This window comes from Rathayibacter sp. PhB1, from assembly GCF_004362935.1.
In the GTDB taxonomy this organism is placed as follows: Bacteria; Actinomycetota; Actinomycetes; order Actinomycetales; family Microbacteriaceae; genus Rathayibacter; species Rathayibacter festucae.
In genome coordinates this window covers 237051-262592 of sequence record NZ_SNYD01000002.1, presented here as the reverse complement: position 1 = coordinate 262592, position 25542 = coordinate 237051, and the positions used below count along the sequence as shown (strand labels likewise).

Here is a 25542-nt window from a genome sequence, read left to right as displayed (position 1 = left end):
CTGCGGCGGGCCGGGCAAGGACCGGCGCCACCTCGAAGGCGAACGCGCGAATCGCGTGCCAGCGATTCGCGCTAGCCGACCGCAACCCGCTCCTCCCAACACCACCCGTCGCCGAGCCGACAGCGCGACGCCGGGCAGGGACCGGCGTCGAACAAGCACAGCCCGACTGCGGCGAGCCGGGCAGGGACCGGCTCGCAAGACAGCTCAGAACAGCTGGATCGGCTTCACGATGTCCGCGTAGATCAGCAGCGCGCTCATCCCGCCGAGGAGCAGGACGACCGCGTAGGTGAGCGGGAGGAGCTTGGCGATGTCGACGGGGCCGGGGTCGCGGCGGCCGAAGAGCTTGGCGATGCGGCGGCGCAGACCCTCCCAGAGGGCGCCGGCGATGTGGCCGCCGTCCATCGGGAGGAGGGGGACGAGGTTGAAGACGAAGAGCGCGACGTTGAGGGAGGCGAGGACGCCGACCATCGTCTGCACCTTGGAGACGACGGGCAGCTGGTCGGAGGCGGCGATCTCGCCGGCGATGCGGCCGACGCCGACGACGCTGATCGGGCCGTTGGCGTCGCGGGCCTCGGTGCCGAAGGCGGCCTGCGCGACGTCGATGAGGCGCTGCGGCAGGTTGAGGATGACCCCCGCGACACTCCTGATGTTCTCGCCGACGGTGCCGGGGACCGCGGTGATCGGCTGCTGCACGAGGGCCTGGGTCGGCGAGATGCCGATGAAGCCGACGGTCTGCGTCTCGACCGCGCCGGAGGAGTCGAGCACCGCGTTGCCCGCGGCGTCGGTGACGGCCACCTCGTTCTCGGCCGGGGTGATCGTCAGGGTGAGGGGCTGCCCGTCGCGCTCGACGGCGACGCTGAGCGGCACGCCGGCGGACGCGCGGATGATCGGGGTGAGGTCGTTCCAGGAGGAGACGGGCGTGCCGTCGATCGCCGTGATGGTGTCACCGGGCAGGATGCCGGCGGCGGCGCCGGGCGCGAGCGGGTCGTCGGCGGAGCAGCTCTCGGTGGTGGTGTCGCTCGCCGGGACCACGCACTGCGAGACGGTGGAGATGGTCGACGTGTTCTGGGCGACGCCGATGCCGCAGAGCAGCACCGCGAAGAGGACGGTGGCGATCACGAGGTTCATGAACGGGCCGCCGAACATCACGATGACGCGCTTCCAGACCGCGAGCCGGTAGAAGGCGCGGTGGTCCTCGCCCTCGCCGATGGTCTCGGCGCTGGCGGCGCGGGCCTCGTCGATCATGGTCGCGTAGCCCCCACGGCGGGGCTCGGGGTCGGGCGCCGACTCGTTGCCGTTCAGTCCGTTGAAGAAGCCCGTGCTCGACTCGCCGACGCGGTCGCCCGGGTGCTTGGGCGGGTACATCCCGATCATCGCGATGTAGCCGCCGAGGGGCAGAGCCTTGACGCCGTACTCCGTCTCGCCGCGGCGGACGGAGAAGACCGTCCGGCCGAACCCGATCATGTACTGCGTGACCTTGACCCCGAAGAGCTTCGCCGGAACGAGGTGCCCGACCTCGTGCAGCGCGATCGACAGGGCGACGCCCACGGCGATGATGACGACGCCGAGGACGAAGAGCAGCACGGATTCCACTCGGTCACTGTAGGCCGCGGGGTGACCCCCCGGCTGGAGAGGCGCTGGAGGATCGCGGTGAGGGCGCGATCAGCCCGTCGCGCTCAGGCGGCGGCGATCCGCACGTCGGCCGTGCGGCGCGCCCAGCGCCTCGAGGCCGGCGACCCGATCGAGGTGCTCTCGCGCACCGAGCACGCCGTGCCGCCGACCTGCGGTCCTCCGTCGAGCGCGCGCTCGCCTGAGGGCGGACAGCCGGACCGGCAGAGGCATGCTGATCGAGTAGCCCTCGGAGAGGGCGTATCGAGATCCACCGTCGTCCGGTGGGTGGGTCTCGATACGCCGCTCCGCGGCTACTCGACCAGCATGGTGCGGCTGCTGCCCGGCTGAAGCGCTCAGGCGGCGGCGATCCGCGCGTCCGCCGTGCGGCGCGCCCAGGCCTCGGCCTCGGCCAGCGACTCGCGGGTCAGCTCGCCGTCCACGGTGTGCGCGTCGACGACGGCCTCGACCGTCGCGAGGATGTCCAGGTAGCCGATCCGCCCGGCGTGGAACGCCTGCACGGCCTGCTCGTTCGCGGCGTTGAAGACGGCCGGGTAGGAGGCCCCCGCGACTCCGACCTTCTTCGCGAGCCGGACGGAGGGGAACGCCTCCTCGTCGAGCGGCTCGAACGTCCAGGACTGCGCGCGGGTCCAGTCCAGCGGCACGCCGACGCCGGCGACGCGGTGCGGCCAGTCGAGGCCGAGGGAGATCGGCAGCCGCATGTCGGGCGGCGAGGCCTGGGCGATCGTGGAGCCGTCGACGAACTCGACCATCGAGTGGACGATCGACTGCGGGTGCACGGTCACGTCGATCCGGTCGTACGGCACGTCGAAGAGCAGGTGCGCCTCGATCACCTCGAGGCCCTTGTTGACGAGCGTCGACGAGTTGGTGGTGACCACGAGGCCCATGTCCCAGGTCGGATGCGCGAGCGCCTCCGCCGGGGTGACGTCGCGGAGGGAGGCGCGGTCGCGCCCGCGGAAGGGACCGCCCGACGCGGTCAGCACCAGCCGGCGGACCTCGCGGTGCTCCCCCGCGAGCAGCGCCTGCGCGATCGCCGAGTGCTCGGAGTCGACGGGCACGATCTGGCCGGGAGCGGCGAGCGAGGTGACCAGCTCGCCGCCGACGATCAGCGACTCCTTGTTCGCGAGGGCGAGGGTGCGGCCCTCCTCGAGCGCCGCGAGCGTCGGGCCGAGGCCGACCGAGCCGGTGATGCCGTTCAGGACGACGTCCGCGTCGACCGAGCGGATCAGCTGCTCGGCCTCCGCGGCGCCGAAGGCGGTGTGCTCGACGCCGAAGTCTCGCGCCTGCTGGGCGACGACCTCTCGGTTGGAGCCGGCGCCCAGGCCGACCACCTCGAAGCGGTCGCGGTTCGCGCCGATGACGTCGAGGGCCTGCGTGCCGATGGACCCGGTCGAGCCGAGGATGATGACCCTGCGCATGCGCCCATCCTGGCACGGCGGCTCCCGGCCCTCCCGGGCCGACAGCCCCTCCGGGTCAGCTCACCGCGAGGATGTCCACCACGAAGACGAGGGTGTCCGTGCCGCTGATGCCCGCGTTCGCGTTGCCCGCCTCGCCGTAGCCCTTGTCCGGCGGGATGACCACGAGCACCTGCGAGCCGACGGTCTGGCCGACCACCGCCTCCTTGAAGCCCTCGATCACGTCGCCCGTGCCGAAGGACGCGGGCGTGCCCTTGCCCCAGCTCTGGTCGAAGACCTCGCCGGTGCCCCAGACCACGCCCTGGTACTGGACGATCAGCGAGTCGCCGTCCGCCACGGTCTGCCCGTCGCCCTTCTTGAGCACCTCGAGCTGCAGCTCGGCCGGCGGGTCGGTCGCGGGGATCGTCACGGTCGGGGCGCCGTCCTCGGCGAGCGCCACCGTCGGCAGCCCGTCGACCGGGGCCTGCGGCTCGCCGGTCGCGGCCGAGGGGACGATGCCCTCGACGTCGATGACCATCACGATGGAGTCGTCCGCGGCGATCCCGAGGTCGGTGCTGCCGGCGTCGCCGAACGCGTCGGCGGGCGGGACGACCGCGACGACGCGCGAGCCCACGGTGGCGCAGTTGACCGCCTTCACCAGGCCGGCCAGGTACTGCTCGGTGTCGACCTCGAAGGCCGCGCGGCCCCCGGAGGCGTAGCTGCTCGCCGAGAACTCCGCGCCGCTCGTGCCGTTGTACAGGGTGTAGTCGACGAGGACGGTGTCGCCCTCGGCGACCGTCTCGCCGGTGCCGTCGATGACGGTGGTGCCCTCGGTCGCGTCGACGCTCATCGGGGTGGGGAAGACGGTGACCGGCTTGGTCCCGAAGTCGCCCGCCGCGTCCACCGCCTCGGACGCGTCTCCGGAGGAGATGCAGGAGAGCGGAGTCGGGCTCGCACTCGGCGTCGCCTCGGGGGTGCCGGGGGTGCCCGGCGTGCAGGCCGCGAGGCCGAGGGAGGCGCCGAGGACGGCGAGGATCGCGAGGGTTCTGCGCACGGGTGCACCTTTCCTGCCCGGCAGGGAGCGGGACGACGTCGGGGGGATCGGTCCATCCTGCGGGCTGCGCCTCTGCCCCGGCTGAACGATCCCTCCACGGCGCCCACCCGGTCGCGCCGCCCCGGAGCGTCCCCGGCCCCCTCCCCGGGAGCCGCGCCTAGCATGGAGGAATGCGTGAATTCTCGGTCCCCCAGTCCCGCGCGCTCGTCACCGAGCTCCCCGGCCCCCGCTCGATCGCGCTGCAGGAGCGCCGCGTCGCCAGCGTCTCCCGCGGCGCCGGAACCCTCGCCAACATCTACATGGATCACGCCTCGGGCGCCGTCCTGGTCGACGTCGACGGCAACCGCCTGATCGACCTCGGCTGCGGCATCGGCGTCACCACCATCGGCCACGCGCACCCCGCGGTCGCGGCCGCCGCCGCCGCGCAGGCCGAGAAGCTGACCCACACCCTCTTCACCGTCACCCCGTACGAGAACTACGTGCGGGTCGCCGAGAAGCTCGCCGAGATCACCCCCGGCGACTTCGAGAAGCACTCGATCCTGGTCAACTCCGGGGCCGAGGCGGTCGAGAACGCGGTCAAGATCGCGCGCAAGCACACCGGTCGCCGCGCCATCGCCTCGCTCGACCACGCCTTCCACGGCCGCACCAACCTCACGATGGCGATGACCTACCGCCCCTGGCCCGAGCGCGCCGGCATGGGCCCGTTCCCCGGTGAGATCTACAGCCTCCCGATGAGCTACCCCTTCCGCGACCCCGAGGGCATGACGGGCGAGGAGGCGGCCGAGCGCTCGATCGACTACATCCGCACCCACATCGGCGCCGAGGAGCTGGCGGCGCTGTTCGTCGAGCCGATCCAGGGTGACGGCGGCATCATCATCCCGGCGGCCGGCTACTTCGAGCGGCTGTCGGAGTTCTGCACCGAGAACGGCATCGTCTTCGTCGCCGACGAGATCCAGGCCGGCATCGCCCGGACCGGCGCCTGGTACTCGATCGAGCACTTCGGCGTCGTCCCGGACCTCATCACCTCGGCCAAGGGCATCGCCGGCGGCTTCCCGCTCGCCGCGGTCACCGGGCGTGCGGAGATCATGGACGCCGTGCAGCCCGGCGGCATCGGCGGCACCTTCGGCGGCAACCCCGTCTCGACCGCGGCCGCGCTCGCCACCTTCGAGGCGATCGAGTCCGAGGGGCTCATCGCCGAGGCGCAGCGCGTCGAGCGCGCCCTGCAGGCCCGCATCGGCGACTGGGCCGAGCGCTTCGCCGTCGTCGGCGAGGTCCGCGGCAAGGGCGCGATGTTCGGCGTCGAGCTCGTGCACCCCGGCACGAAGAAGCAGAACCCGGAGGCGCTCTCCGCCGTCCTCAAGCACGTCACGACCAACGGCGTCATCGCCCTCGACGCCGGCAGCTGGGACAGCGTCCTGCGCATCATGCCGAGCGTGGTCATCAGCGAGGAGCTGATCGACGACGCCGCCGGTGTCATCGAGGAGGCGCTCGCCACCTTCGGCTGAGTCACCCCCTCTGCGTCGACCTGCGGGCCGCTCCTCGTCACGAGGGGCGGCCCGCGGTCGTCCGCCCCGGCCCGCGGAAAGGCCCCCGGCGGAGCGGTCGGAGGAGCGGTCGGCGGAGCATGACCCGAGCGGCATGCACCCGCCGGTAGCGTCGGGCGAATGCCGACCGACGACGCTCCCGCACCGCCGACACCCCCGGGGATCGGCGTCTCCGCGCGCGTGGCCCGCTTCACGATGAGCCGCCTCGGCCGGATGATCTACCGCCCGATCGTCGAGGGCCGCGACAACGTCCCGCGCACCGGCCGGGTCATCCTCGCCAGCAACCACCTGTCGTTCATCGACTCCCCCGTCCTGACGCTGCTGGCGCCGCGGCCGGTGCAGTTCCTCGCGAAGGCCGACTACTTCACCGGCACCGGCGCGCGCGGTGCCGCGTCGCGCTCGTTCTTCACGGCGGTCGGGGCGGTGCCCGTCGAGCGGGGCGCCGGCCAGGCCGCGCAGGAGGCCCTCGACCTCGGCCGCGCGATCCTCGAGCGCGACGAGGCGTTCGCCGTCTACCCCGAGGGCACGCGCTCGCGCGACGGCCGCCTCTACCGCGGGCGCACCGGAGTGGCGTGGCTCGCCCTCACCACCGGCGCACCGGTCGTCCCGGTCGGGCTGGTCGGCACGCAGGAGCTGCAGCCCGTCGGCTCGAGGATCCCCCGCCTGCACCGGATCACGGTGCGCTTCGGCGATCCGCTCGACCTCTCCCGGCACGGCTCGGCCGACTCGGGACGCGCGCGCCGGCACGCGACCGACGAGGTGATGACCGCGATCCACGCGCTCTCGGGCCAGGAGGCCGCGGGCGTCTACAACGAGTCGCCGCCGGTCACCACGGTGGAGAGGATCCGGCGGGCGCTGCCGCACGAGCGGCGCTGACGGCTCCGGTCGCCGCTGCCCGGGCCCGCCCGGATCAGTGCGCGTCGGCCGCCGAGGTCTGCGGCTCGTGTCCCACGGGGAAGTTCACCGAGTTCGCGATGAAGCACAGCCGGGAGGCCTCGCCGTGCAGCGACTGCGCGAGCTCGACCATCGACTCGTGCGCGACGCGGACCCGCGGCCGGAGGGTCACCGAGACGAAGCGCCCGCCCTCGCCCTCCTGCACCATCCGCCCGGCGGCGTCGTCGACGTACTCGGTCACGACGACGCCGTTCTTCACCGCGACGTGCAGGAACGAGAGCAGGTGGCACTGCGCGAGGGCGGCGAGCAGCAGCTGCTCGGGGTTCCAGCGGTCCGGGTCGCCGCGGAAGGGCTTGTCGGCCGAGCCGAGGAGCGGCGGCGGGCCCTCGGCGACGAGGACGTTCTGGCGCCCGTAGTCCCGGTACCCACTGGTGCCGGTTCCGCGATTGCCCTCCCAGACGACGGATACGGCGTAATCGTGCTCCGCTTGCATCGGAATCCTCCTTCTCGGCCGTGGTTCAGGCCGGTCTCGACGGTCTGGACCCCTGCTCCTCCGAGGCCCGCGGGTACACTCGGGGGACCATGACAGACACGCTCGCTCCCCAGGTTCCCACGTCGGCCGTCCCCCAGGAGCGTCGCGTCGCGACCGAGATCCCGGGGCCGCGATCGAGGGCCCTGCACGAGCGCCGCCTCGCCGTCGTCCCCACCGGAGTCGGCACCGCGCTCCCCGTCTACATCGACCGCGCGCACGGCGCGATCCTCGTCGACGTCGACGGCAACCAGTTCATCGACCTGGGCGCCGGCATCGGCGTGACGACGATCGGCCACACCGACGACGCGGTCGTCGCCGCTGCCACCGCGCAGCTCGGCCGCCTCACCCACACGCTCTTCACCGTCACGCCCTACGAGCCGTACATCCGCGTCGCGGAGCTGCTCGGCGAGCACACCCCCGGCGACCACGCGAAGAAGACCGTGCTGGTCAACTCCGGCGCCGAGGCCGTCGAGAACGCGGTCAAGATCGCCCGCAAGCACACCGGCCGCCCCGGCGTCGCGGTGCTCGACCACGCCTACCACGGCCGCACGAACCTGACGATGGCGATGAACTTCAAGGCGCTCCCCTACGGACTCGGCTTCGGCCCGTTCGCGAGCGACGTCCACCGCGCGCCGAGCTCGTACCCCTACCACGACGGCCTCTCGGGCGCCGAGGCGGCCGAGCAGACGATCTCCTACCTCGAGAAGACGGTCGGCGCGTCCGCGCTGGCCTGCCTCGTCGTCGAGCCCGTCCAGGGCGAGGGCGGCTTCATGGTCCCGGCGCAGGGCTTCCTGCCCGCGCTGCAGGAGTGGTGCACCGCGAACGGCATCGTCTTCGTCGCCGACGAGATCCAGTCGGGCATGGCCCGCACCGGCGCCTGGTTCGCCAGCGAGCACTTCGGCCTCGTCCCGGATCTGGTGCTCTCGGCCAAGGGCATCGCGGGCGGCCTGCCGCTCGCCGGCGTCACCGGTCGCGCCGAGATCATGGACTCCGCGCAGGCCGGCGGCCTCGGCGGCACCTTCGGCGGCAACCCCGTCGCAGCAGCCGCGGCGGTCGCCGTCTTCGAGCGGATCGAGCAGGACGGCCTCCTCGCCGAGGCCGACAGGATAGGCGCCCGTCTCGGTGCCGCGCTGCACGCCCTGCAGGAGCGCTACGACATCATCGGCGACGTGCGCGGCATCGGCGCGATGATGGCGATCGAGCTCGTCGAGCCCGGGACCGCGCAGACGACCAAGCGACCGAACACCGCGGCGGTCGCCGCGATCATCGACTACGCCGCCAAGCACGGCGTGCTCGTGCTCAGCGCCGGCACCTACGGCAACGTGGTGCGCTTCCTCCCCAGCCTCGCCCTCACGGACGAGCTGCTGGACGAGGCCGTCGCGGTCCTCGGCGAGGCGTTCGCGACCCTCTGAGCCCCGCCCCCACCGACGACGGCCCGGCCCCTCCGCTCAGGAGGCGCCGGGCCGTCGGGCAAGATGGGGGGATGTCCGCAGGTACCTTCACCCTCGCCGAGTCCGTCGAACTGGCGGTGGTCGAGCGCTCCGGCTTCGTCGAGTCGCGCCACGCCGGATCGGCCGTGCTCCTCGACTCCGACGGCCGCGTGGCCCGCACCCTGGGCACCCCGACGGCGCCGGTCCTCCCCCGCTCCTGCCTCAAGCCCTTCCAGGCCCTCGCCGTGATGACCGCCGGCGTCGAGCTGAGCGGGGCGGAGGCGGTGATCGCGACCGCGAGCCACGCCGGCATCCCGCAGCACGTCGCCCTGGTGCAGAACCTGCTCTTCCGTGCAGGCCTCGACCACACCGCCCTGCAGTGCCCGGCCGACTGGCCGAGCGACTCGGCCTCGCGCACCAAGCTGCTGCGCGCCGGAGCCAGCGCGGACCCGCTCTACATGAACTGCTCCGGCAAGCACGCGGCGATGCTGCTCGCCTGCGTGCAGAACGGCTGGAGCACCGACGACTACCTCGAGCGCTCGCACCCGCTGCAGCAGCACATCGTGGACACGATCGAGCGCCTGACCGGCGAGCGGATCGCGGGCTCGGCCGTCGACGGCTGCGGCGCGCCGGTGCACGCACTGCCGCTGACCGCGCTGGCGAAGGGGATCTCGCGGATCGTCTCCTCCTCCCCCGCCTCGCCGTTCGGGCTCTACCGGCAGGCGGGCGTGCTCACCGAGGCGATCCTCGAGAACGCGTGGGCGCTGGACGGGCCGGGTCGCGACAACACCGTCGTGATCGAGCGGCTCGGCCTGGTCGCCAAGCTCGGCGCGGAGGGAGTGCTCGTGATGGCCTCGCCCGACGGCACGACGGTCGCGCTCAAGATCCTCGACGGCAGCCTGCGCGCCGCCACGGTGGTGGCGCTCAAGCTGCTGGTGGAGGCGGGCACCGTGGACCGCACGGCGGCGAACGAGGTGCTGGCGCGGCTCAACCCGGTCGTCACCGGCGGCGGCAAGCCGGTCGGCGCGGTCCGCGCCTCCTACGTCTGAGGCGCCGGGGCGCCGCCGGAGCGGCCGGTCGCGCCGCTACTGCGTGCGCGCCAGCCGCTTCGCCCGGGCCGCCGCCGACACCTGCGTGACGACGACGATCAGGATCGCCAGCACGAACACCGCCGACGCGATCACGTTCGCCTCGGCGGGGATGCCGCGGGCCGCCGCGATGTAGATGTACTTCGGGAACGTGGTGACGGAGCCGGAGTTGAAGTTCGTGATGATGAAGTCGTCGAAGCTCAGCGCGAACGAGAGCAGGGCCGCCGCGAGTATGCCGGGCAGCAGCAGCGGGAAGGTGATCCGCCAGAAGACCTGGCCCGGTGAGGCGTAGAGGTCGCGCCCCGCCTCCTCGAGTCGCGGGTCGAGGCTCGCGACGCGCGCCTTCACCGTCACCACGACGAAGCTGATGCAGAACATCGTGTGCGCCAGGATGATCGTGACGAGGCCCTTCTCCGTGCCGACCGCGAGGAACTGGGCGGCCAGACCGGCGCCGAGCACCACCTCGGGCGTGGCCATCGGCAGGAACAGCAGCAGGCTGATCGCCGAGCGGAACCGGAAGCGGAACCGCACGAGTGCGATGGCGATCATCGTCCCGAGCGCAGTGGCCAGCACCGTCGCGACGACGCCGACCAGCAGGCTGTTGCCGAACGCCGTCATCACCTCCTCGCTCGTCCACGCCGACACCCACTTGTCGAAGGTGAAGCCCCGCCAGGCGAGGTTGCTCTTGCCCGAGTCGTTGAACGAGTAGACGAAGGTGTAGCCGATCGGGATCAGCAGGAAGATCAGGGCGAGAGCGGTGTAGATCCCGAGCCCGAGGCCCTTGAAGCGACGAGGGCCTCGCACCGGTGCGGGAGCGGGTGCCCCCAGCGCCTCCTGAGCGCTCGCGACGGGCCGGTCGGCGGTGGCGGTCACAGGAGGTCCTCCGTTCCACTGCGCTTCACGTAGAAGCCGACGATGACCAGGATCACGGCCATCAGCACGATCGACAGCGCGGCGGCGGCCGGATAGTTCTCGAGGGTCAGGAAGTTCGCCTCGATCGCGTTGCCCACCATCGAGGTCTGCGACGAGCCGAGGAAGTCCCGGCTCGCATTGATGTAGTCGCCCGCGGCCGGGATGAAGGTGAGCAGCGTCCCCGAGACGATGCCGGGCATCGAGAGCGGCACGGTGACCTTCCAGAAGACCGAGGCGGGGCGGGCGTAGAGGTCGGAGCCGGCCTCGAGCAGCCGGGTGTCCAGCCGCTCCAGCGTCGTGTACAGCGGCAGGGTCATGAAGGGGATGAAGTTGTAGGTGATGCCGAAGACGACCGCGATCGGCGTCCCCGTGAGGTGGCCGTCGGAGGGCAGGATCGCGACGGTCTTGAGCGCCTGCACGAGCGGGCTCTCGTCGGCGAGGATCTGCTTCCACGCCAGTGTGCGCAGCAGGAAGCTGATGAAGAACGGGGCGATCACCAGCGTCAGCAGCAGGTTCTGCAGCAGCGGCCACGGCCGCGCCTTGACGCCGATGAAGTAGGCGAGCGGGTAGCTGATGACAAGCGCGAGCACCGTGGCGATCAGCGCGTAGCCGAAGGAGCGGATCGCGTGCGGCCAGTAGTCGGCCATCACGACGAGGTAGTTCTGCCAGGCGAAGCCCGGCGCGTACTCGCCGATGTCGCCGTCCGGCACCTCGACCTGGAACGAGGTCAGCACGAGCGAGATCAGCGGCGTCAGGAAGAACAGCAGCATGTAGACGATGCCCGGCAGCAGGAGCACCAGGGCGATCGTCGACCGCCGGCGGACCGGCGGATCGAGCGTGTCGGCCGAGCCGGTCGCGAACGCGGCGAAGGCCATGCCTACGCCCCTCCGGAGCGACCGGCGAGCAGCCCGCGCTTCTGCAGGGCGATCGAGCGGGTGGAGTCGTCGGCGGCGAAGCGGGGCACGGTGCCCGGCTCGTCGGCCAGACCGAAGCCGTGCTCGATGCTCCAGCTGACCCAGACCTGCGCGCCCTCGCCGACGACCGGCCCGAAGACCATGTTCTGCGCGAAGACGACGATCGAGCCGAGCGTCGGGATCTCGATCGTGTACTGGGTGCTGACGCCGCTGAAGGAGACGTCGACCACGCGGCCCGGTCCGAGCACGTTGCGGTCCGGAGTGTCGGCCGGCGCCTCGGTGAGCAGGAGGAGCTTCTCGGGGCGGACGCCGATGGTCATCTCCCCGGACTCGCGAGCGGCACGGGCGGTGGGCACGACGATCCGGGCGTCGCCGGCCGCGATCGTCAGCGCCGTGGCGGTCGAGCCGACGACCTCGCCGGTGAAGAGGTTCGACTGGCCGAGGAAGTTCGCGACGAAGACCGTCCGCGGGAGCTCGTAGAGCGCCTCGGGGGCGCCCATCTGCTCGATCCGGCCCTTGTTCATCACCGCGACCGTGTCGGCCATGGTCATGGCCTCCTCCTGGTCGTGCGTGACGTGCAGGAAGGTGAGGCCGACCTCCTCCTGGATCGACTTCAGCTCGAGCTGCATCTGGCGGCGGAGCTTGAGGTCGAGCGCGCCGAGCGGCTCGTCGAGGAGCAGGAGCGCGGGCCGGTTGACGATGGCCCTAGCGAGGGCGACCCGCTGCTGCTGCCCGCCCGAGAGCTGGGCCGGGCGGCGCTGGGCGAGGTGGTCGAGCTCGACCAGCCGGAGCGCCTCGTGCGCCTTGCCGACCGGGTCGTCGATCCGCCGGCGCTTGAGACCGAAGGCGACGTTCTCGAGGATCGACATGTGCGGGAACAGCGCGTACGACTGGAAGACCGTGTTGACCGGGCGCTGGAAGGTCTTGGTGGCCGTGACGTCCTTCCCGCCGATGAGGATCCGGCCGGCGCTGGGCTCCTCGAGGCCCGCGACGAGGCGCAGGGTGGTGGTCTTCCCGCAGCCCGAGGGTCCGAGCAGGGCGAAGAAGGAGCCCGCGGGGATCGTGAGATCCAGCGAGTCGATGGCGGTGAAGCCCGGGTACTGCTTGCTGATCCCGACCAGCTCGAGGTCGGCGCCGCGCTCGGCGAAGGTTCCCATCGCCATCAGATGCCCAGCAGCACTTTCTGGAACTCGGCCTGGTAGTCCTTCTCCTCGTCCGCGGTGAGCGTCCGGAAGATGTGGGACTGCGCGAGCGTGTCCTCGTCGGGGAAGATCAGCTGGTTCTCGGCCAGCTCCGGGTCGATGCTCTCCATGGCGTCCTTCGCTCCGTCGACGGGGGTGATGTAGTTGACCCAGGCGGCCACCTCGGCGGCGACCTCCGGCTCGTAGTAGTAGTTCATCAGCGCTTCCGCGTTGGCCTTGCGCTGGGAGCCCATCGGCACGACGAAGGTGTCGTTCCACAGGGTGCCGCCGGAGTCGGGGAGTGCGAACTCCCACTTGTCGCCGGCCTCGGTGTTGATCAGCGTGATGTCGCCCGACCAGCAGATCGCCGCGAGGGTGTCCTCGTTCTGCAGGTCGTTCAGGTACGCGTTGCCCTTGATGTTGCGGATCTGGCCCTCGTCGACCTGCTTCCGGAAGACGTCGATCGCATTCATGAACTCGTCGTCCCCCCAGGAGCCGGCGATGTCGGTGCCCTGGGCGAGCATGATCAGCCCGATGGTGTCGCGCATCTCGCTGAGCACGCCGACCCGGCCCCGCAGTGCCGGGTCCCAGAGGTCCTCCACGCTCGCGAGTCCGTTCGGCAGCTTCTCCTTGTTCCAGCAGATCCCGGCGAAGCCGGCCTGGAACGGCAGGGAGCGGTGGCGGCCCGGATCGAAGTCCGGGTTCGCGAGCGAGGGGGTGAGGTTCGCGATGTTCGGGATGTTCGCGTGGTCGAGCTCCTGGATGTAGCCGCGCCGGGCCAGCCGCGAGACCATCCACTCGGTCAGGCAGACGGTGTCGGCGCCGATGTACTGGCCGAGCGCGAGCTGGTCCTTGACCTTGCCGTAGTAGGAGTTGTTGTCGTCGACCGCGACGTTGTAGGTGACGGAGATGCCGGACTGCTCCTCGAACGCCGTCAGAGTCGGGTAGCCGCCGTCGTCGTCCTCGTCGAGATAGGCGGGCCAGTTGTCCCAGACCAGTCTCGGATCGGAGGCGGACTCGTCGACCGCGGCGGTGGGGGCGGCGCGCGAGACCGGGGCGCAGCCGGCGAGCGCCAGCGCGCCGACGCCGAGCCCGAGACCGCCGAGGACCGCGCGCCGCGAGAGCATCGCGCGCCGCTCCCGCTCGCGGGATCGTGCGACGGCGATGGCCTCGCGGAGGACGGGGTCCCTCGGGAGAGGACGGGTCATGGCTGCGGCTCCTGACTGCGTCGGTGCTCGGGCCCACCGGCGTGAACGTGGGGAAATACTGGCACAGTGCTCGGACGTCTGTCGATGACGGACGGAGGAGATCGGTGATCTGGAAACATGATTGTCACGAAATCCGCGCTCCGAGGGCTCTCCGACCACGGATTCCTCCTGTTCGGCGCCGGTGGTCAGGACGCCGGGGCGTCCGGCCAGCGCGCACGACGGAGACGGTCGTCCACCAGGAGCAGCACCCTGTCGCCCGCGCAGAGAGGTGCCGGCGGGAGCGGACCCAGCACGACCCGCGCCTCGGCCGGGGGGAGGTCGAGCACGACGGGAGCGCTCGCGCGGAGGCGGGCGAGGAGCGCCCTCGCCACGGACCACTCCGCGACCGACCCGAGGATCGCCGCGCCGGCCGGAGGCAGCCCGTCCGCCACCGCCGGGACCGGGAGCGCGGGGACGCCGGCCGCGGTGAGCCTCGCCCTCAGCGCCCCCGCGCGATTCGTCAGGACCGCGAAGGGCTTCTCGCCCCTCGGCACGACCGGCACGGCCGCCGGACGCCTGCCCGGCGGCGACGGCGGCGACGCGAAGACCTGGATCCGCTCCCCGCGCCACCAGCCGCCGCCCGGGGGCAGGTCGCCGCGGTACGGCTCGCCGTGCAGCGCGAGCAGCTGGTGCTCCTGCCGGTGTGCGGCGCGCAGCAGCAGGACGTCGTCGAAGGCGTCCCGGAGGCCGGCGAGCCCGTCGGTCGCCCGGCGGGCGGTGGCGACGATCGGCTCCCCGCCGGAGCGGAGCGCCGTCTGCAGGGCGTCGAGGAGTCGCCGGCGCTCGTCCTCGGTGCAGCGCCGCAAGAGCAGATCCAGATCGTCGAGCAGGAGCGGACCGGACGGCCCCTCCTCGGCGACGACCGCGTCCCAGGCCTCCTCGACGTCGAGCGGGCCGACCGTGCGAGCGCCGCCGAGCTGCGCGGCGACCGTGCGGAGCGCGCCGCTGCGACCGGAGCCCGCTGCTCCGAGGACGAGGAGGGAGCGGTGATCGAGGTGGACGACGTCCTGGCGCTGCTCGGCCGGGCGGTCGACGACGCCGAGCGCGATCCGGCCCGTCCGCCGGCGCTCCGGCAGGGGGATCCGGTCGGGGAGCGGGTCGAGCCAGGGCCGGTGCGCCGGGGCCGACCCGGCGCCGCTCCGCCTCGCCCTGGCGATGTCGTCCTCCTGCGCGAGGGCCGCCTGGACCAGCTGCCCGCGGCCGCCGATCGACACCACGCACCGGCCCGCCGCGCGATGCGGGATCCGCGCGGCGGCGTCCGAGCCGATCAGCGCTCGCGAGTCGGCGGCGTCGTGCACCCGGAGCGCGATCCGGAGGCCGCAGTTCGCCGCGACCGCGTCGCGGACGACGCCCACCGGCCGCTGGGTGCACAGCACGAGGTGGACGCCGAGCGAGCGCCCGCGCGCGGCGATGTCGGCGAAGGTGCGGTGCAGCTCCGGTGCGCGCTCCAGCACGACCGCGCACTCGTCGACGACGACGACCAGTCGCGCGAGCACACCGGGTGCCAGCCGGGCGATGTCCGGGACGCCGCGCTCGGCGAGGACCACCTCGCGACGGCGCAGCTCGGCGGCGATGCTGGTGAAGGCGCGGAGAGCCCCCTCGGTGTCGAGATCGGTGATCACCCCGGTCACGTGCGGGAGGGGCCGGAGCGCGCTGAACCCCGCGCCGCCCTTGAAGTCCGCGAGCAGGAACGTCACGGCGGTCGGCGGGTGCCGGATCGCCAGCCCCACGACCCAGGCGATCAGGAGCTCGCTCTTGCCGCTCCCCGTCGTCCCGCCGACGACGGCGTGCGGCCCGTCGCGCACCAGATCGATCTCGATCGGGCCGCTCGGCGTCCGCCCCAGCAGCACCGGGAGGCCGGTGCCGTCGTCGGGTCCGTCCCTGCCACCGAGGTCGGAGAGCAGCACGGTCTCCGGGAGCTCCGCCGGTCCTGCGCCGCGGGCGGCGGCGAGCGACTCGGCGTAGCCGCGCGCCTGCTCCGCTGCCACGAAGTCGACGACCAGCGGCTCCGTGGTGCCGGGCCCTCTCCGGCCGACGACGCTCGCGACGCCGGCCCCGCCGAGCTGGACGATGCAGCGGCACCGCTTCGGCAGCTCGGCCGCTGTGCCGGCGAGGGCGAGAACGGCGTCCGCCTCGGTCGCCGCGTCCCCCTCCAGGACGGCGAGGGCGAGCGGCGCGCCGACCGACCGCGTGTGCGGAAGAGCGCGGAGGCAGCGCCAGCCGGTTCCGGACGGCAGCTCGATGCGGAGGGCTTCCGGCGCGACGAGCTCCGCGATCTGCACCAGGAGCCCCCGCACCAGCGCGCGGGTGAGGACGGCGGGGCCGACGACGCCGATTCCCGAGGACATCGCTGCGAGCAGCACCTCCCCGTCCTCTCGCGCCCCCTCCCCTGTTCCCCTCGCCCGACCGAGCACGACCTCGAGTCCCTCCGCCGGCCGACGCCAGCGGGCGTCCGCCGGGACGCGCTGCTCGAGGACGTCGAGCGGGAGCGGCGACGCGCGGCGGAGGGCGGCGAGCTCCTCCGCCCGCGCCTCCGCCGTCGCAACGGCGTGCTCCGCGAGCTCCCGGGAGTAGCGCTCCGCCTCCCGCCGCGCGGTGCGGCGGCGGAGACGAGCCGCGTCGAGGAAGGAAGCGAGCGCGACCACCGGTCCGAGAGCGGCGAGGGCCAGCGTGTACGGCGACGAGGTCAGCGCGTAGAGCACCAGGGACGACAGCACCGGGGTCAGCGCCGCGATCCACGGGAACGGCGGCCGCGGCGGCGTGCTCGGCGGAGTGGGCGGCGGAGTGGGCGGCAGGAGCCGTGCCCGGGGGTGCTGGATCGTCATCCGACCAGCGAAGCGGACGCCGGCCGCGCGCGGTGGGTCAGCGGGTGATCGGTGGACGGTTCGAGGCTGTGGAGGAACCGTCGACCCGCTCCACCGCCATCTCGACCGCGGACAGCAGGAGCCTGCTGCCGATCTTCGCGCGGTAGCGGCGGCCCGCTTCGAGCGGGAGCGGGGCCTGCGTCGGGGCGACCAGCACGGTGCCGTTCGCGGACCAGCGATCGCTGACCCACAGGCCGCCCTCGTCGAAGCCGAACTCGAGGTGCGTCTTCGACAGCGAGCGCGTCGGATCCGGGACCGCGAGGATGTGCCGGAAGGTCTCGCCCGCATCCGGCAGCGGCTGGCGGCCGATGAGACCGCTGCCGGTAACGATGGCGTGCTGCCCGGAGGCGAAGATCAGCTTCACGAGCCCCTGACTCGGCGGCGCCATGGGCGCCCCGGGAGCGGGCCGCCGGTGCCGGCCCGGTGCGAGACCGGGGAGCCAGGCACGGCGCGAGGGGTCGAGGACGGTGGTGTCGCCGCTCGACGCGGGGCGGGAGGCGCCGGGAGTCGCGTGCGAGGCCACCGAGGTGCCGCACTCTCCGCAGAGGATCGCCCCGGGATCGAGGGTGGAGCCACACGTGCTGCAGATCACCGAGACCACCCCTCCTCGACCCATGCTACCCGGGGCTCCAGTGGGCCTCCCGGGTCCTCGATCAGTCGCTCTCGCCGGTGACGGCGAGCACGTCGACGACGATCACCGTCACGTTGTCGCGTCCGCCGTTGCCGAGCGCCGCCTCGACCAGTCCGTCGGCGGCGTCCTGGGCCGTCTCCGCGGTGGAGAGCACGTGCTCGAGGCCCGCGTCGGTGAGCTCCTTGGTCAGGCCGTCCGAGCAGATCAGCAGCCGCGACGGGGCGATGACGGGAACGAGACGGTAGTCGGGGACGGGCGGCTCGTGGAAGCCGACCGCCCGGGTGATCACGTTGCTGTGCGGGTGCACGTCGGCCTCGTCCCGGGTGATCAGGCCCGCATCGACGAGCTCCTGGACGATCGAGTGGTCGACCGTCAGCTGGACCAGGGCGCCCTGGACGCAGAGGTAGACGCGCGAGTCGCCGATGTTGAAGACGGACCAGTAGGGCTCGCCGCCCACGGCGGTCAGTGCCGCTCCGGTGACGGTGGTCCCGGTCCCGCCGTCGGCGGTCTGCGACTGGCGGGCGATGTCGTCCACGGCCTCACGGAGCGCGCGGTCGATCTCCTCCGCTCCCACCGTGCTGCCGGTCGCGGCGAGGGAGAGCCGGGACACGACGGCGTCGCTCGCCACCTCTCCGGCCGCGTGGCCGCCCATCCCGTCGGCGACGGCGAAGAGCGGCGTCTTCGCGAGGTAGCTGTCCTCGTTGGCACTGCGCACCAGGCCGACCTCGGTGCGCGCCGCCCAGCCGAGGGTGACCTCCGCGGAGGGCGTGTCCGACGACCAGGCCGAGACGGGGACGGTCACCGACGCTCGGCTGCGGCCGATCTGCGTCATCGCGTCTCCTCGCCTCCGCCGGCTCCGCGCACGCGGGCCGATCCCTCCGATGCTAGCGGCTGTGCGAGCACCGGAGACGCCCGCTCAGCGGCGCTGCGCAGCGCCCCCTCGGAGGATCGGACCGACCGTCGCCCGCGTGGGCGAGAGCGCTTCCGCGACAGTGGATTCCGTCATCCGGGACGCCTCGCCGATGCGGATTCACTTGCCGGGCCCCGCCGAGGCTGCCAGGATCATCGCATGAGCCCCTCCCGCCCTCCTGCGCCGCGCCCGCTCCAGCTCGACGACGTGTCCAAGGCGATCATCGAGCAGCTGCAGGCCGACGGCCGGCGGTCCTACGCCGAGATCGGCAAGGCGGTCGGGCTCAGCGAGGCGGCCGTCCGCCAGCGGGTGCAGAAGCTGACCGAGTCGGGCGTGATGCAGATCGTCGCCGTGACCGACCCGATGCAGCTCGGCTTCTACCGGCAGGCGATGATCGGCGTCCGCGTCACCGGGGACACCAGGGTGGTCGCGGACAGCCTCGCGGCGATACCCGCGGTGGACTACGTGGTGCTGACGGCCGGCACCTTCGACATCCTCGCCGAGGTCGTCTGCGAGAACGACGACGACCTGATCGCCCTGCTCAACCAGGAGATCCGGTCGCTCCCGGGGGTGCTCTCGACCGAGACCTTCGTCTATCTGAAACTCCACAAGCAGTTCTACAACTGGGGAACGCGGTAACCGATGACCACAGAGACAGCATTCTCGAGCCAGGGCCTCGCGTCCGGCGATCCGGTGAAGGGCGAGGACGCCCCGGCCGGCTTCGACGACGCCGCGCTGCAGAAGAAGGCCAAGGACCACCTCTGGATGCACTTCACCCGGCAGTCGGTGATGGACTCCGGCGCGGGGGTCCCCATCATCACCCGGGGCGAGGGACATCACATCTGGGACAGCACCGGGCGCAAGTACTTCGACGGGCTCTCCGGGCTCTTCGTCGTCAACGCGGGCCACGGCCGGCGGCGGCTCGCGGAGGCCGCGGCCAAGCAGGCGGCAGAGCTCTCGTTCTTCCCGCTCTGGTCGTACGCGACGCCCTCGGCGATCGAGCTCGCCGATCGTCTCGCGGATCACGCACCGGGCGACCTCAACCGCGTGTTCTTCTCGACCGGTGGCGGTGAGGCCGTCGAGACGGCCTTCAAGCTGGCGAAGCACTTCTGGAAGCTCCAGGGCAAGCCGGGCAAGCACAAGGTGATCTCGCGCTCGGTCGCCTACCACGGCACTCCGCAGGGCGCGCTGGCGATCACCGGCATCCCGGCGATGAAGGCGATGTTCGAGCCGATCGTGCCCGGCGGCTTCCGCGTGCCGAACACCAACTTCTACCGCGCGCCCCAGCACGGCGACGACCTGGAGGCCTTCGGAGTCTGGGCGGCGGACCGCATCGAGGAGATGATCGAGTTCGAGGGCCCCGAGACGGTCGCCGCCGTCTTCCTCGAGCCGGTGCAGAACTCCGGTGGCTGCTTCCCCCCGCCGCCCGGCTACTTCCAGCGGGTGCGCGAGATCTGCGACCGGCACGACGTGCTCCTCGTCTCGGACGAGGTGATCTGCGCCTTCGGGCGGATCGGCCACATGTTCGCCTGCGACGAGTACGGCTACGTGCCGGACATGATCACCTGCGCGAAGGGCATGACCAGCGGCTACTCCCCCATCGGCGCCACCATCGTCAGCGACCGCATCTACGAGCCCTTCCGGCACGGCGAGGTCTCCTTCCCGCACGGCTACACCTTCGGCGGGCACCCCGTCTCGGCCGCGGTCGCGCTGGAGAACCTCGACATCTTCGAGGAGGAGAAGCTCAACGAGAACGTGCGGGAGAACTCGCCCCTCTTCCGCTCCACGCTCGAGAAGCTGCTCGACCTGCCGATCGTCGGCGACGTCCGCGGCGCGGGCTACTTCTTCGGGATCGAGCTGGTCAAGGACAAGACGACCAAGGAGACCTTCGACGCCGAGGAGTCCGAGCGCCTGCTTCGCGGCTTCCTCTCGAAGGCGCTGTTCGACGCCGGGCTGTACTGCCGGGCGGACGACCGCGGCGACCCCGTCGTGCAGCTCGCGCCGCCGCTCACGATCGGTCCGAAGGAGTTCGACGAGATCGAGCAGATCCTGCGCTCGGTGCTGACGGAGGCCTGGGCGCGACTCTGACGTGCTCGTGCGCGCCGCCGGATCGAGTGGCGGCGCGCACGAGCCCGCTGAGCACGCCCTCACGCGGCACGTCGCCCCTCGACGGCCCACGGGCACGGCTCGCCGTCCTCGAGTGCGGCCACGAGGATCCGCGAGTCGTGATCGTGCGGGTCGAGGCGGACCGCCTCCCGCGCGAGGAGCGCCGCTGAGCGGGTCGACCCCGACGACCAGTGGAGCGTGAGCGTGGCGAGCAGGACCAGCAGCGGTCCCCGCTCGGTCCCCGGCGCCGCCGCGGCGGCGTGCGCGACGAGCCCGATGACGGACGGCGCAGCGGCGCGGTCGGGAGAGGCGACGAGTCGGATCACCCGCTCCCGGCCTTCCCGCCGTTGCGCGCCGACGATGAGCGCGGCGAGGGCGCGGGTCCGCGGCTGCCAGGGACGACCCGCGGCCGCGCGCAGCAGGAGGGACTCGACGTCGGCCGTCGCCGCCTCGGGGAGACGAGCGCGCGGGTGCCGGTCGAGCAGCGCGTCCACCTCCGCCGCGATCGCGAGCGCCTCCCCTCGGTCGACGGCGGGCAGCAGCTCCGCCGAGGGGGTGTCGTCGGCCCTCCTGAGAACCGTCGTTCCGCTGCCCGGTCGAGTCGGGCGGCGGGCGCCCGAGGGGACGAGCACCTCCACGGCGAGTCCGAGCTCCTGCGCTCGACTGCTCAGCGCACCGAGGAGCGCACTCGCGGACGGATCGCGTCGACCGCTCGAGAACAGCGCGATCACCAGGCGCTCCACGCGCCCGAAGCGCCCGAGGGCCCCGATCCAGACCCGTGCTGCTCGTGTCGGATCGCCGACAGCGAGGTCGAAGCGGAGGGCGCCGGTGAGCGTGCCGCCCCTCAGCGGGACGAGGACGACGCTCTCGTGAGGCGGGTGCCCGACCAGGCGAGGGATCGCCGCGAGCACGGCGCTGTGATCGACGGGACGGACCGGAGGCGATGCAGTGGATGTCATGCGGCAACGGTGGCGGGCCCGGCGTCGCTGCGGGGCGGGGCCCACGGCGACCGGAAGACAGATCGTCGGAACGCCTCCTGTGGAGGACGCCCGCCGACCGCGCCCGGACGCGCGCCCACCTGCTGGTCGACCAGCCGCAGCCCATCGCGCGCCCGGTCATGCTGGTCGAGTAGCCGCCGCAGGCGGCGTATCGAGACCCACCGTCTCTCGGTGGGTGGATCTCGATACGCCCGCGCCGCGGGCTACTCGATCAGCATGAAGCGCTCGGCGCTGCAGACCTTCAGCTGGAAGCACCTCCTCCCTGCTGGTCGAGTAGCCCCGCAGGGGCGTATCGAGACCCGCCCACCGTCAGCACGGCGGGACTGCGAAGTCAGTGGATCTCGACGCGCCCGTTCCGTCCTCCACAGGCCGCTTAGCTGCGGAGCCCTCCACCGATGTCCGATTCCCGCCGGTCGGCCGAGGGTCCCGCGGATACTCTCGTGGCATGAGAACGACTCCCCTGCACGTGCGCCGCACCGTCAGCCCCCTCGGCCGGATCGAGGTCGGCAGCGACGGCGAGTCGATCGTCTCGCTCGCGATCGAGAACGGCGGGACCCTCCCGCACGACCACCTGCCCGACGGCTCGCTCCCCGTCCTCTGCAGCGCGGTGGATCAGCTCGACGCGTACTTCGCCGGTGAGCGGCGCACCTTCGACCTGCCGCTGCTGCTCCGCGGAACGCCCTTCCAGCTGGAGATCTGGGGAGCTCTCCAGGGGATCGGCTTCGGCGAGATCACCTCCTACGGTGCCCTCGGGCAGGCGACGGGACGGCTCCGCTCCGGCCGGCCCATCGGCGGCGCCGTCGGCGCGAATCCGATCCCGATCCTCGTCGGCTGCCACCGCGTGCTGGCCGGAGACGGCCGGATCACCGGCTTCAGCGCCGGCGAGGGCGTCGCCACGAAAGCCTGGCTGCTCGATCACGAGGGGATCGCCCACCGATGACGGCCGAGGACGGGCTGATCACCGACGCGGACGGGACCGTCCGCTGCGGCTGGAGCGGCGACGACGTCGAGTACCGCCGCTACCACGACGAGGAGTGGGGCGTCCCCCTGCACGGGGACCGGCCGCTCTTCGAGAAGATCTGCCTCGAGGGCTTCCAGGCGGGGCTCTCCTGGATCACCATCCTCCGCAAGCGGCCTCGGTTCCGCGAGGTCTTCCACGGCTTCGATCTCGACGTCGTCGCGGCGATGGACACGGACGACGTGGACCGGCTGATGGAGGACGCCGGCATCATCCGCAGCCGCCCCAAGATCCTCGCGACCATCGGCAACGCGCAGGCGGCCGTCGCCCTGCGCGAGAGCGACGGCGAGGGCGCGATCGACCGCCTGGTCTGGTCGTTCGAGGAGGACACGCCGTCCGACCGCATCGTCCGCCCCGCCGACGTCCCCACCTCGACGCCGGCGTCCCTCGCGCTCTCGAAGGTGCTCCGGAAGGCCGGCTTCCGCTTCGTCGGTGCGACGACCATGTACGCCCTGCTGCAGTCGGCCGGCGTCGTCGACGACCACCTCACCGGCTGCTTCCGCGCCCGCTCCTGACGCTCAGGCCGACCGCACGACCAGATCCAGCTCGCCGCTGCCGGCGTTCGGCGCCAGCTCGAACCCGCGGGACGCCGCCCACTCGACCAGCTCGGCGAGGGAGTCGGTCTCGACGCCGTCCTCCGCGAGCGCGCGGACGAAGAGACCCTTGCCCTGCTTGTTGAAGTGGTTGAGGTTGCGCAGCTGCCCCGTCGCGTCGCGCGACCGCACCCGGACGAAGAAGCGCCCCTCCCCCGGCTGCAGTGGCCCGAGCGCCGCGTAGGACTCGCTGCGCAGGTCGAGGACGAGACCCGGGAGCGCCGACAGCTCACGCCCCGCCTCGGCAGCCCACCAGCGCTTGAGCGGCATCCCGGGGATACGCGAGTCGTGCGACAGCCGGTACGCGGGGATGCCGTCGAGGCCCCGGACGGGACCCCAGAGCGCGGACTGCACCACGACGATCCGGCCGAGAACGCCGCGAGCCCCGGCCGAGAGGGACGCCGCCTCGAGCGCGTCGAACAGCACACCGTCGAAGCGGTCCACAGCGGGCATCGCCGACGCGGTCGGCAGTGCCGCGTTGCGCTCGATCTCGCCGAGCTGCCGGGGACCGAGCTTCAGTGCGCGGGCAGCCGCGTCCCGGTCGCCGGCGAGCGCGACCAGCGCATCGCGCAGGGCGACTCGACGCTCGGTCAGCTCCGGGAACGACAGCTCCTCGACCCGGAACTCGGCCGAGCCGCCGTCGCGCTTGGTCTCGGACGGGGGAAGCAGGACGTGCACGGGACTCCTCGGGAGGACGGCGTGCGAGAGCGCACGCGGGGAACGCGGCGAGGGAACGCCGCGCACGACGGAGGGGCCGGGCGATCGCGATGATCACCCGGCCCCCCCGGTCGCCGCTCGAGGCGGCGGGTCGTCAGACCAGCGCGGCCTCGCGGGCCACGACAGTGACGACGTCGTTCTCGACGGACAGGAAGCCGTCGTCCGCCTGCGCGGTGATCCGGCTGCCGTCCACGGCCGTGACGCGGACCTCGCCCGAGGCGAGGATCGCGAGCATCGGCTCGTGACCGACCAGGATGCCGATCTCGCCCTCGACGGTGCGGGCCGAGATCTGCTTGGCCTCACCCGCCCAGACCTCCGCGTTCGCGGAGACGACGCTGACCTTCAGGAACGCGGCCATGATCAGCCGTTCTCCTTCTGGATCTGAGCCCACTTCTCCTCGACGTCCGTGATCGGGCCGACGTTGAAGAACGCCTGCTCCGCCACGTGGTCGAACTCGCCGCGGGCGATCGCGTCGAACGACTCGATGGTGTCCTTCAGCGGGACGGTCGAGCCCTCCACGCCGGTGAACTTCTTCGCCATGTAGGTGTTCTGCGAGAGGAACTGCTGGATCCGGCGCGCACGCGACACCGTGATCTTGTCCTCCTCGGAGAGCTCGTCGACACCGAGGATCGCGATGATCTCCTGCAGCTCCTTGTTCTTCTGCAGGATCTGCTTGACGTTCGTGGCCACGCGGTAGTGGTCGGCACCCAGGTAGCGGGGGTCGAGAATGCGCGAGGTCGAGGTCAGCGGGTCGACGGCCGGGTAGAGGCCCTTCGACGCGATCTCACGGGAGAGCTCGGTCGTCGCGTCGAGGTGCGCGAACGTCGTGGCCGGCGCCGGGTCGGTGTAGTCGTCGGCGGGGACGTAGATCGCCTGCAGCGAGGTGATCGAGTGTCCGCGCGTCGAGGTGATGCGCTCCTGGAGCACGCCCATCTCGTCGGCGAGGTTCGGCTGGTACCCCACCGCGGAGGGCATGCGGCCCAGCAGGGTCGACACCTCCGAGCCGGCCTGCGTGAAGCGGAAGATGTTGTCGATGAAGAGCAGCACGTCCTGCTTCTGCACGTCGCGGAAGTACTCCGCCATCGTCAGCGCGGAGAGCGCGACGCGGAGGCGGGTTCCCGGCGGCTCGTCCATCTGGCCGAAGACGAGGGCCGTCTTGTCGAAGACGCCCGCCTCCTCCATCTCGGCGATGAGGTCGTTGCCCTCACGGGTGCGCTCGCCGACACCGGCGAACACGGACACTCCACCGTGGTCCTGCGCGACGCGCTGGATCATCTCCTGGATGAGGACGGTCTTGCCGACGCCCGCTCCGCCGAACAGGCCGATCTTGCCGCCCTGTACGTACGGGGTGAGGAGGTCGATGACCTTGATGCCGGTCTCGAAGAGCTCGGTCTTCGACTCGAGCTGGTCGAACGCCGGGGGCTTGCGGTGGATCGGCCAGCGCTCGGTGATCTCGAACGACTGTCCGTTGATCGTGCCGTCGGCGTCAGCGTTGAGCACCTCGCCGATCACGTTGAAGACCTTGCCCTTGGTCACGTCGCCGACCGGGACCGAGATCGGCAGGCCGGTGTCGTGGACCTCCTGGCCGCGGACGAGTCCGTCGGTCGGGTTGAGCGAGATGGCGCGGACGAGGTCGTCGCCCAGGTGCTGCGCGACCTCGAAGGTCAGCTTGGACGAGACGCCCTCGACCTCGACATGCGTGTAGAGCGCGTTGTAGACCTCGGGGATCGCGTCGTGGGGGAACTCGATGTCAACGACGGGGCCGGTGACGCGGGCGATACGGCCGACGGCCCCGCCCGGAGTCCCGGTCGCCGCCTCAGGTGCGGTCAGTGTCATTGCTTCTTCCTTCTGTGGTCTCACCGCACCCGGAGGGCGGAGGCTTCGTG

23 protein-coding genes are annotated in these 25542 nt (G+C 72.1%); 8 read left to right on the top strand and 15 right to left on the bottom strand.

Features of this window, described 5'->3' with window-relative positions:
- Positions 1-204: 204 nt before the first annotated feature.
- The 3 genes from EDF17_RS05385 to EDF17_RS05375 all read right to left on the bottom strand — a co-directional run bounded on the left by EDF17_RS05385 (position 205) and on the right by EDF17_RS05375 (position 4077).
- Entirely contained in the window at positions 205-1593 is a 1389-nt protein-coding gene (locus EDF17_RS05385; RefSeq protein ID WP_164874431.1) for a site-2 protease family protein, read from the bottom strand.
- 371 nt (positions 1594-1964) lie between these two features.
- On the bottom strand, positions 1965-3047 hold the full coding sequence (locus EDF17_RS05380; protein ID WP_123445527.1) for a 1-deoxy-D-xylulose-5-phosphate reductoisomerase: 1083 nt from the start codon (positions 3045-3047) through the stop codon (positions 1965-1967).
- A gap of 55 nt (positions 3048-3102) precedes the next feature.
- A complete protein-coding gene (locus tag EDF17_RS05375) occupies positions 3103-4077 on the bottom strand; it encodes an FKBP-type peptidyl-prolyl cis-trans isomerase (RefSeq protein ID WP_123445526.1) in 975 nt (324 codons plus the stop codon).
- A 170-nt stretch (positions 4078-4247) separates the two neighbouring features.
- Between EDF17_RS05375 and EDF17_RS05370 the strand changes: the two genes are divergently transcribed.
- Both EDF17_RS05370 and EDF17_RS05365 read left to right on the top strand, forming a co-directional pair.
- Positions 4248-5582 (top strand): aminotransferase class III-fold pyridoxal phosphate-dependent enzyme, encoded by a 1335-nt coding sequence (locus EDF17_RS05370; protein ID WP_123445525.1) that lies wholly within the window; start codon positions 4248-4250, stop codon positions 5580-5582.
- Positions 5583-5816: 234 nt separating this feature from the next.
- On the top strand, positions 5817-6497 hold the full coding sequence (locus EDF17_RS05365) for a lysophospholipid acyltransferase family protein (protein ID WP_243587283.1): 681 nt from the start codon (positions 5817-5819) through the stop codon (positions 6495-6497).
- Between the two features lie 34 nt (positions 6498-6531).
- Here EDF17_RS05365 and EDF17_RS05360 read toward each other — a convergent pair whose 3' ends face one another.
- Entirely contained in the window at positions 6532-7008 is a 477-nt protein-coding gene (locus tag EDF17_RS05360; protein ID WP_123445523.1) for an OsmC family protein, read from the bottom strand.
- Between the two features lie 89 nt (positions 7009-7097).
- Here EDF17_RS05360 and gabT point away from each other — a divergent pair, with 89 nt between their 5' ends.
- Both gabT and EDF17_RS05350 read left to right on the top strand, forming a co-directional pair.
- Positions 7098-8459, top strand: coding sequence for a 4-aminobutyrate--2-oxoglutarate transaminase (gabT, locus tag EDF17_RS05355; RefSeq protein WP_123445522.1), 1362 nt, complete (start codon positions 7098-7100; stop codon positions 8457-8459).
- A gap of 71 nt (positions 8460-8530) precedes the next feature.
- Positions 8531-9526 (top strand): asparaginase, encoded by a 996-nt coding sequence (locus EDF17_RS05350; RefSeq protein WP_123445521.1) that lies wholly within the window; start codon positions 8531-8533, stop codon positions 9524-9526.
- A gap of 36 nt (positions 9527-9562) precedes the next feature.
- Here EDF17_RS05350 and EDF17_RS05345 read toward each other — a convergent pair whose 3' ends face one another.
- From EDF17_RS05345 to EDF17_RS05315, 7 genes are all read right to left on the bottom strand, one after another.
- A complete protein-coding gene (locus tag EDF17_RS05345) occupies positions 9563-10330 on the bottom strand; it encodes an ABC transporter permease (protein ID WP_243587282.1) in 768 nt (255 codons plus the stop codon).
- Between the two features lie 104 nt (positions 10331-10434).
- Positions 10435-11352, bottom strand: a complete 918-nt coding sequence (locus EDF17_RS05340) for an ABC transporter permease (RefSeq protein WP_123445520.1) — start codon at positions 11350-11352, stop codon at positions 10435-10437.
- Between the two features lie 2 nt (positions 11353-11354).
- Complete coding sequence (locus EDF17_RS05335) at positions 11355-12554, bottom strand: ABC transporter ATP-binding protein (RefSeq protein ID WP_123445519.1); 1200 nt, start codon at positions 12552-12554, stop codon at positions 11355-11357.
- The gene (locus EDF17_RS05330) at positions 12554-13780 is read right to left on the bottom strand and encodes a spermidine/putrescine ABC transporter substrate-binding protein (RefSeq protein WP_123445518.1); all 1227 of its coding nucleotides are present in this window, start codon (positions 13778-13780) and stop codon (positions 12554-12556) included. Before EDF17_RS05330 ends, EDF17_RS05335 begins: the two co-directional genes overlap by 1 nt.
- Positions 13781-13965: 185 nt before the next feature.
- Positions 13966-16644, bottom strand: coding sequence for an FtsK/SpoIIIE domain-containing protein (locus EDF17_RS05325; protein WP_133671913.1), 2679 nt, complete (start codon positions 16642-16644; stop codon positions 13966-13968).
- A 37-nt stretch (positions 16645-16681) separates the two neighbouring features.
- Positions 16682-17206, bottom strand: a complete 525-nt coding sequence (locus EDF17_RS05320) for a hypothetical protein (protein WP_127886211.1) — start codon at positions 17204-17206, stop codon at positions 16682-16684.
- A 130-nt stretch (positions 17207-17336) separates the two neighbouring features.
- The gene (locus EDF17_RS05315) at positions 17337-18146 is read right to left on the bottom strand and encodes a protein phosphatase 2C domain-containing protein (RefSeq protein ID WP_123445515.1); all 810 of its coding nucleotides are present in this window, start codon (positions 18144-18146) and stop codon (positions 17337-17339) included.
- Positions 18147-18383: 237 nt separating this feature from the next.
- Here EDF17_RS05315 and EDF17_RS05310 point away from each other — a divergent pair, with 237 nt between their 5' ends.
- Both EDF17_RS05310 and EDF17_RS05305 read left to right on the top strand, forming a co-directional pair.
- The gene (locus EDF17_RS05310; protein WP_123445514.1) at positions 18384-18863 is read left to right on the top strand and encodes an Lrp/AsnC family transcriptional regulator; all 480 of its coding nucleotides are present in this window, start codon (positions 18384-18386) and stop codon (positions 18861-18863) included.
- Between the two features lie 3 nt (positions 18864-18866).
- Positions 18867-20312, top strand: coding sequence for an aspartate aminotransferase family protein (locus EDF17_RS05305; protein ID WP_123445513.1), 1446 nt, complete (start codon positions 18867-18869; stop codon positions 20310-20312).
- A 59-nt stretch (positions 20313-20371) separates the two neighbouring features.
- Here the strand turns inward: EDF17_RS05305 and EDF17_RS05300 are convergent, their stop codons facing one another.
- Positions 20372-21289: a DUF4192 family protein gene (locus EDF17_RS05300; protein WP_123445512.1), complete on the bottom strand. Its 918-nt coding sequence runs from the start codon at positions 21287-21289 to the stop codon at positions 20372-20374.
- Between the two features lie 484 nt (positions 21290-21773).
- On the opposite strand from EDF17_RS05300, the gene EDF17_RS05295 reads away from it, so the two are divergent.
- Positions 21774-22268: a methylated-DNA--[protein]-cysteine S-methyltransferase gene (locus EDF17_RS05295; RefSeq protein WP_123445511.1), complete on the top strand. Its 495-nt coding sequence runs from the start codon at positions 21774-21776 to the stop codon at positions 22266-22268.
- A complete protein-coding gene (locus tag EDF17_RS05290) occupies positions 22265-22861 on the top strand; it encodes a DNA-3-methyladenine glycosylase I (RefSeq protein WP_123445510.1) in 597 nt (198 codons plus the stop codon). Before EDF17_RS05295 ends, EDF17_RS05290 begins: the two co-directional genes overlap by 4 nt.
- A gap of 3 nt (positions 22862-22864) precedes the next feature.
- Here the strand turns inward: EDF17_RS05290 and yaaA are convergent, their stop codons facing one another.
- The 3 genes from yaaA to atpD form a co-directional block, all read right to left on the bottom strand.
- Entirely contained in the window at positions 22865-23617 is a 753-nt protein-coding gene (yaaA, locus tag EDF17_RS05285) for a peroxide stress protein YaaA (protein ID WP_123445509.1), read from the bottom strand.
- Between the two features lie 133 nt (positions 23618-23750).
- Complete coding sequence (locus EDF17_RS05280; protein WP_123445508.1) at positions 23751-24014, bottom strand: F0F1 ATP synthase subunit epsilon; 264 nt, start codon at positions 24012-24014, stop codon at positions 23751-23753.
- A 2-nt stretch (positions 24015-24016) separates the two neighbouring features.
- Positions 24017-25492, bottom strand: coding sequence for a F0F1 ATP synthase subunit beta (gene atpD / locus EDF17_RS05275; protein ID WP_123445507.1), 1476 nt, complete (start codon positions 25490-25492; stop codon positions 24017-24019).
- Positions 25493-25542: the final 50 nt, after the last annotated feature.

Coding starts and splice junctions, on each gene's coding strand:
- EDF17_RS05305 (WP_123445513.1), top strand. CDS start 18,867: ATGACCACAGAGACAGCATTCTCGAGCCAGGGCCTCGCGTCCGGCGAT.
- EDF17_RS05310 (WP_123445514.1), top strand. CDS start 18,384: ATGAGCCCCTCCCGCCCTCCTGCGCCGCGCCCGCTCCAGCTCGACGAC.
- EDF17_RS05350 (WP_123445521.1), top strand. CDS start 8,531: ATGTCCGCAGGTACCTTCACCCTCGCCGAGTCCGTCGAACTGGCGGTG.
- EDF17_RS05380 (WP_123445527.1), bottom strand. CDS start 3,047: ATGCGCAGGGTCATCATCCTCGGCTCGACCGGGTCCATCGGCACGCAG.
- EDF17_RS05280 (WP_123445508.1), bottom strand. CDS start 24,014: ATGGCCGCGTTCCTGAAGGTCAGCGTCGTCTCCGCGAACGCGGAGGTC.
- EDF17_RS05340 (WP_123445520.1), bottom strand. CDS start 11,352: ATGGCCTTCGCCGCGTTCGCGACCGGCTCGGCCGACACGCTCGATCCG.
- EDF17_RS05365 (WP_243587283.1), top strand. CDS start 5,817: ATGAGCCGCCTCGGCCGGATGATCTACCGCCCGATCGTCGAGGGCCGC.
- gabT (WP_123445522.1), top strand. CDS start 7,098: ATGACAGACACGCTCGCTCCCCAGGTTCCCACGTCGGCCGTCCCCCAG.
- EDF17_RS05335 (WP_123445519.1), bottom strand. CDS start 12,554: ATGGCGATGGGAACCTTCGCCGAGCGCGGCGCCGACCTCGAGCTGGTC.
- EDF17_RS05290 (WP_123445510.1), top strand. CDS start 22,265: ATGACGGCCGAGGACGGGCTGATCACCGACGCGGACGGGACCGTCCGC.
- EDF17_RS05300 (WP_123445512.1), bottom strand. CDS start 21,289: ATGACATCCACTGCATCGCCTCCGGTCCGTCCCGTCGATCACAGCGCC.
- atpD (WP_123445507.1), bottom strand. CDS start 25,492: ATGACACTGACCGCACCTGAGGCGGCGACCGGGACTCCGGGCGGGGCC.
- EDF17_RS05330 (WP_123445518.1), bottom strand. CDS start 13,780: ATGACCCGTCCTCTCCCGAGGGACCCCGTCCTCCGCGAGGCCATCGCC.
- EDF17_RS05325 (WP_133671913.1), bottom strand. CDS start 16,644: ATGACGATCCAGCACCCCCGGGCACGGCTCCTGCCGCCCACTCCGCCG.
- EDF17_RS05295 (WP_123445511.1), top strand. CDS start 21,774: ATGAGAACGACTCCCCTGCACGTGCGCCGCACCGTCAGCCCCCTCGGC.
- EDF17_RS05315 (WP_123445515.1), bottom strand. CDS start 18,146: ATGACGCAGATCGGCCGCAGCCGAGCGTCGGTGACCGTCCCCGTCTCG.
- EDF17_RS05360 (WP_123445523.1), bottom strand. CDS start 7,008: ATGCAAGCGGAGCACGATTACGCCGTATCCGTCGTCTGGGAGGGCAAT.
- EDF17_RS05370 (WP_123445525.1), top strand. CDS start 4,248: ATGCGTGAATTCTCGGTCCCCCAGTCCCGCGCGCTCGTCACCGAGCTC.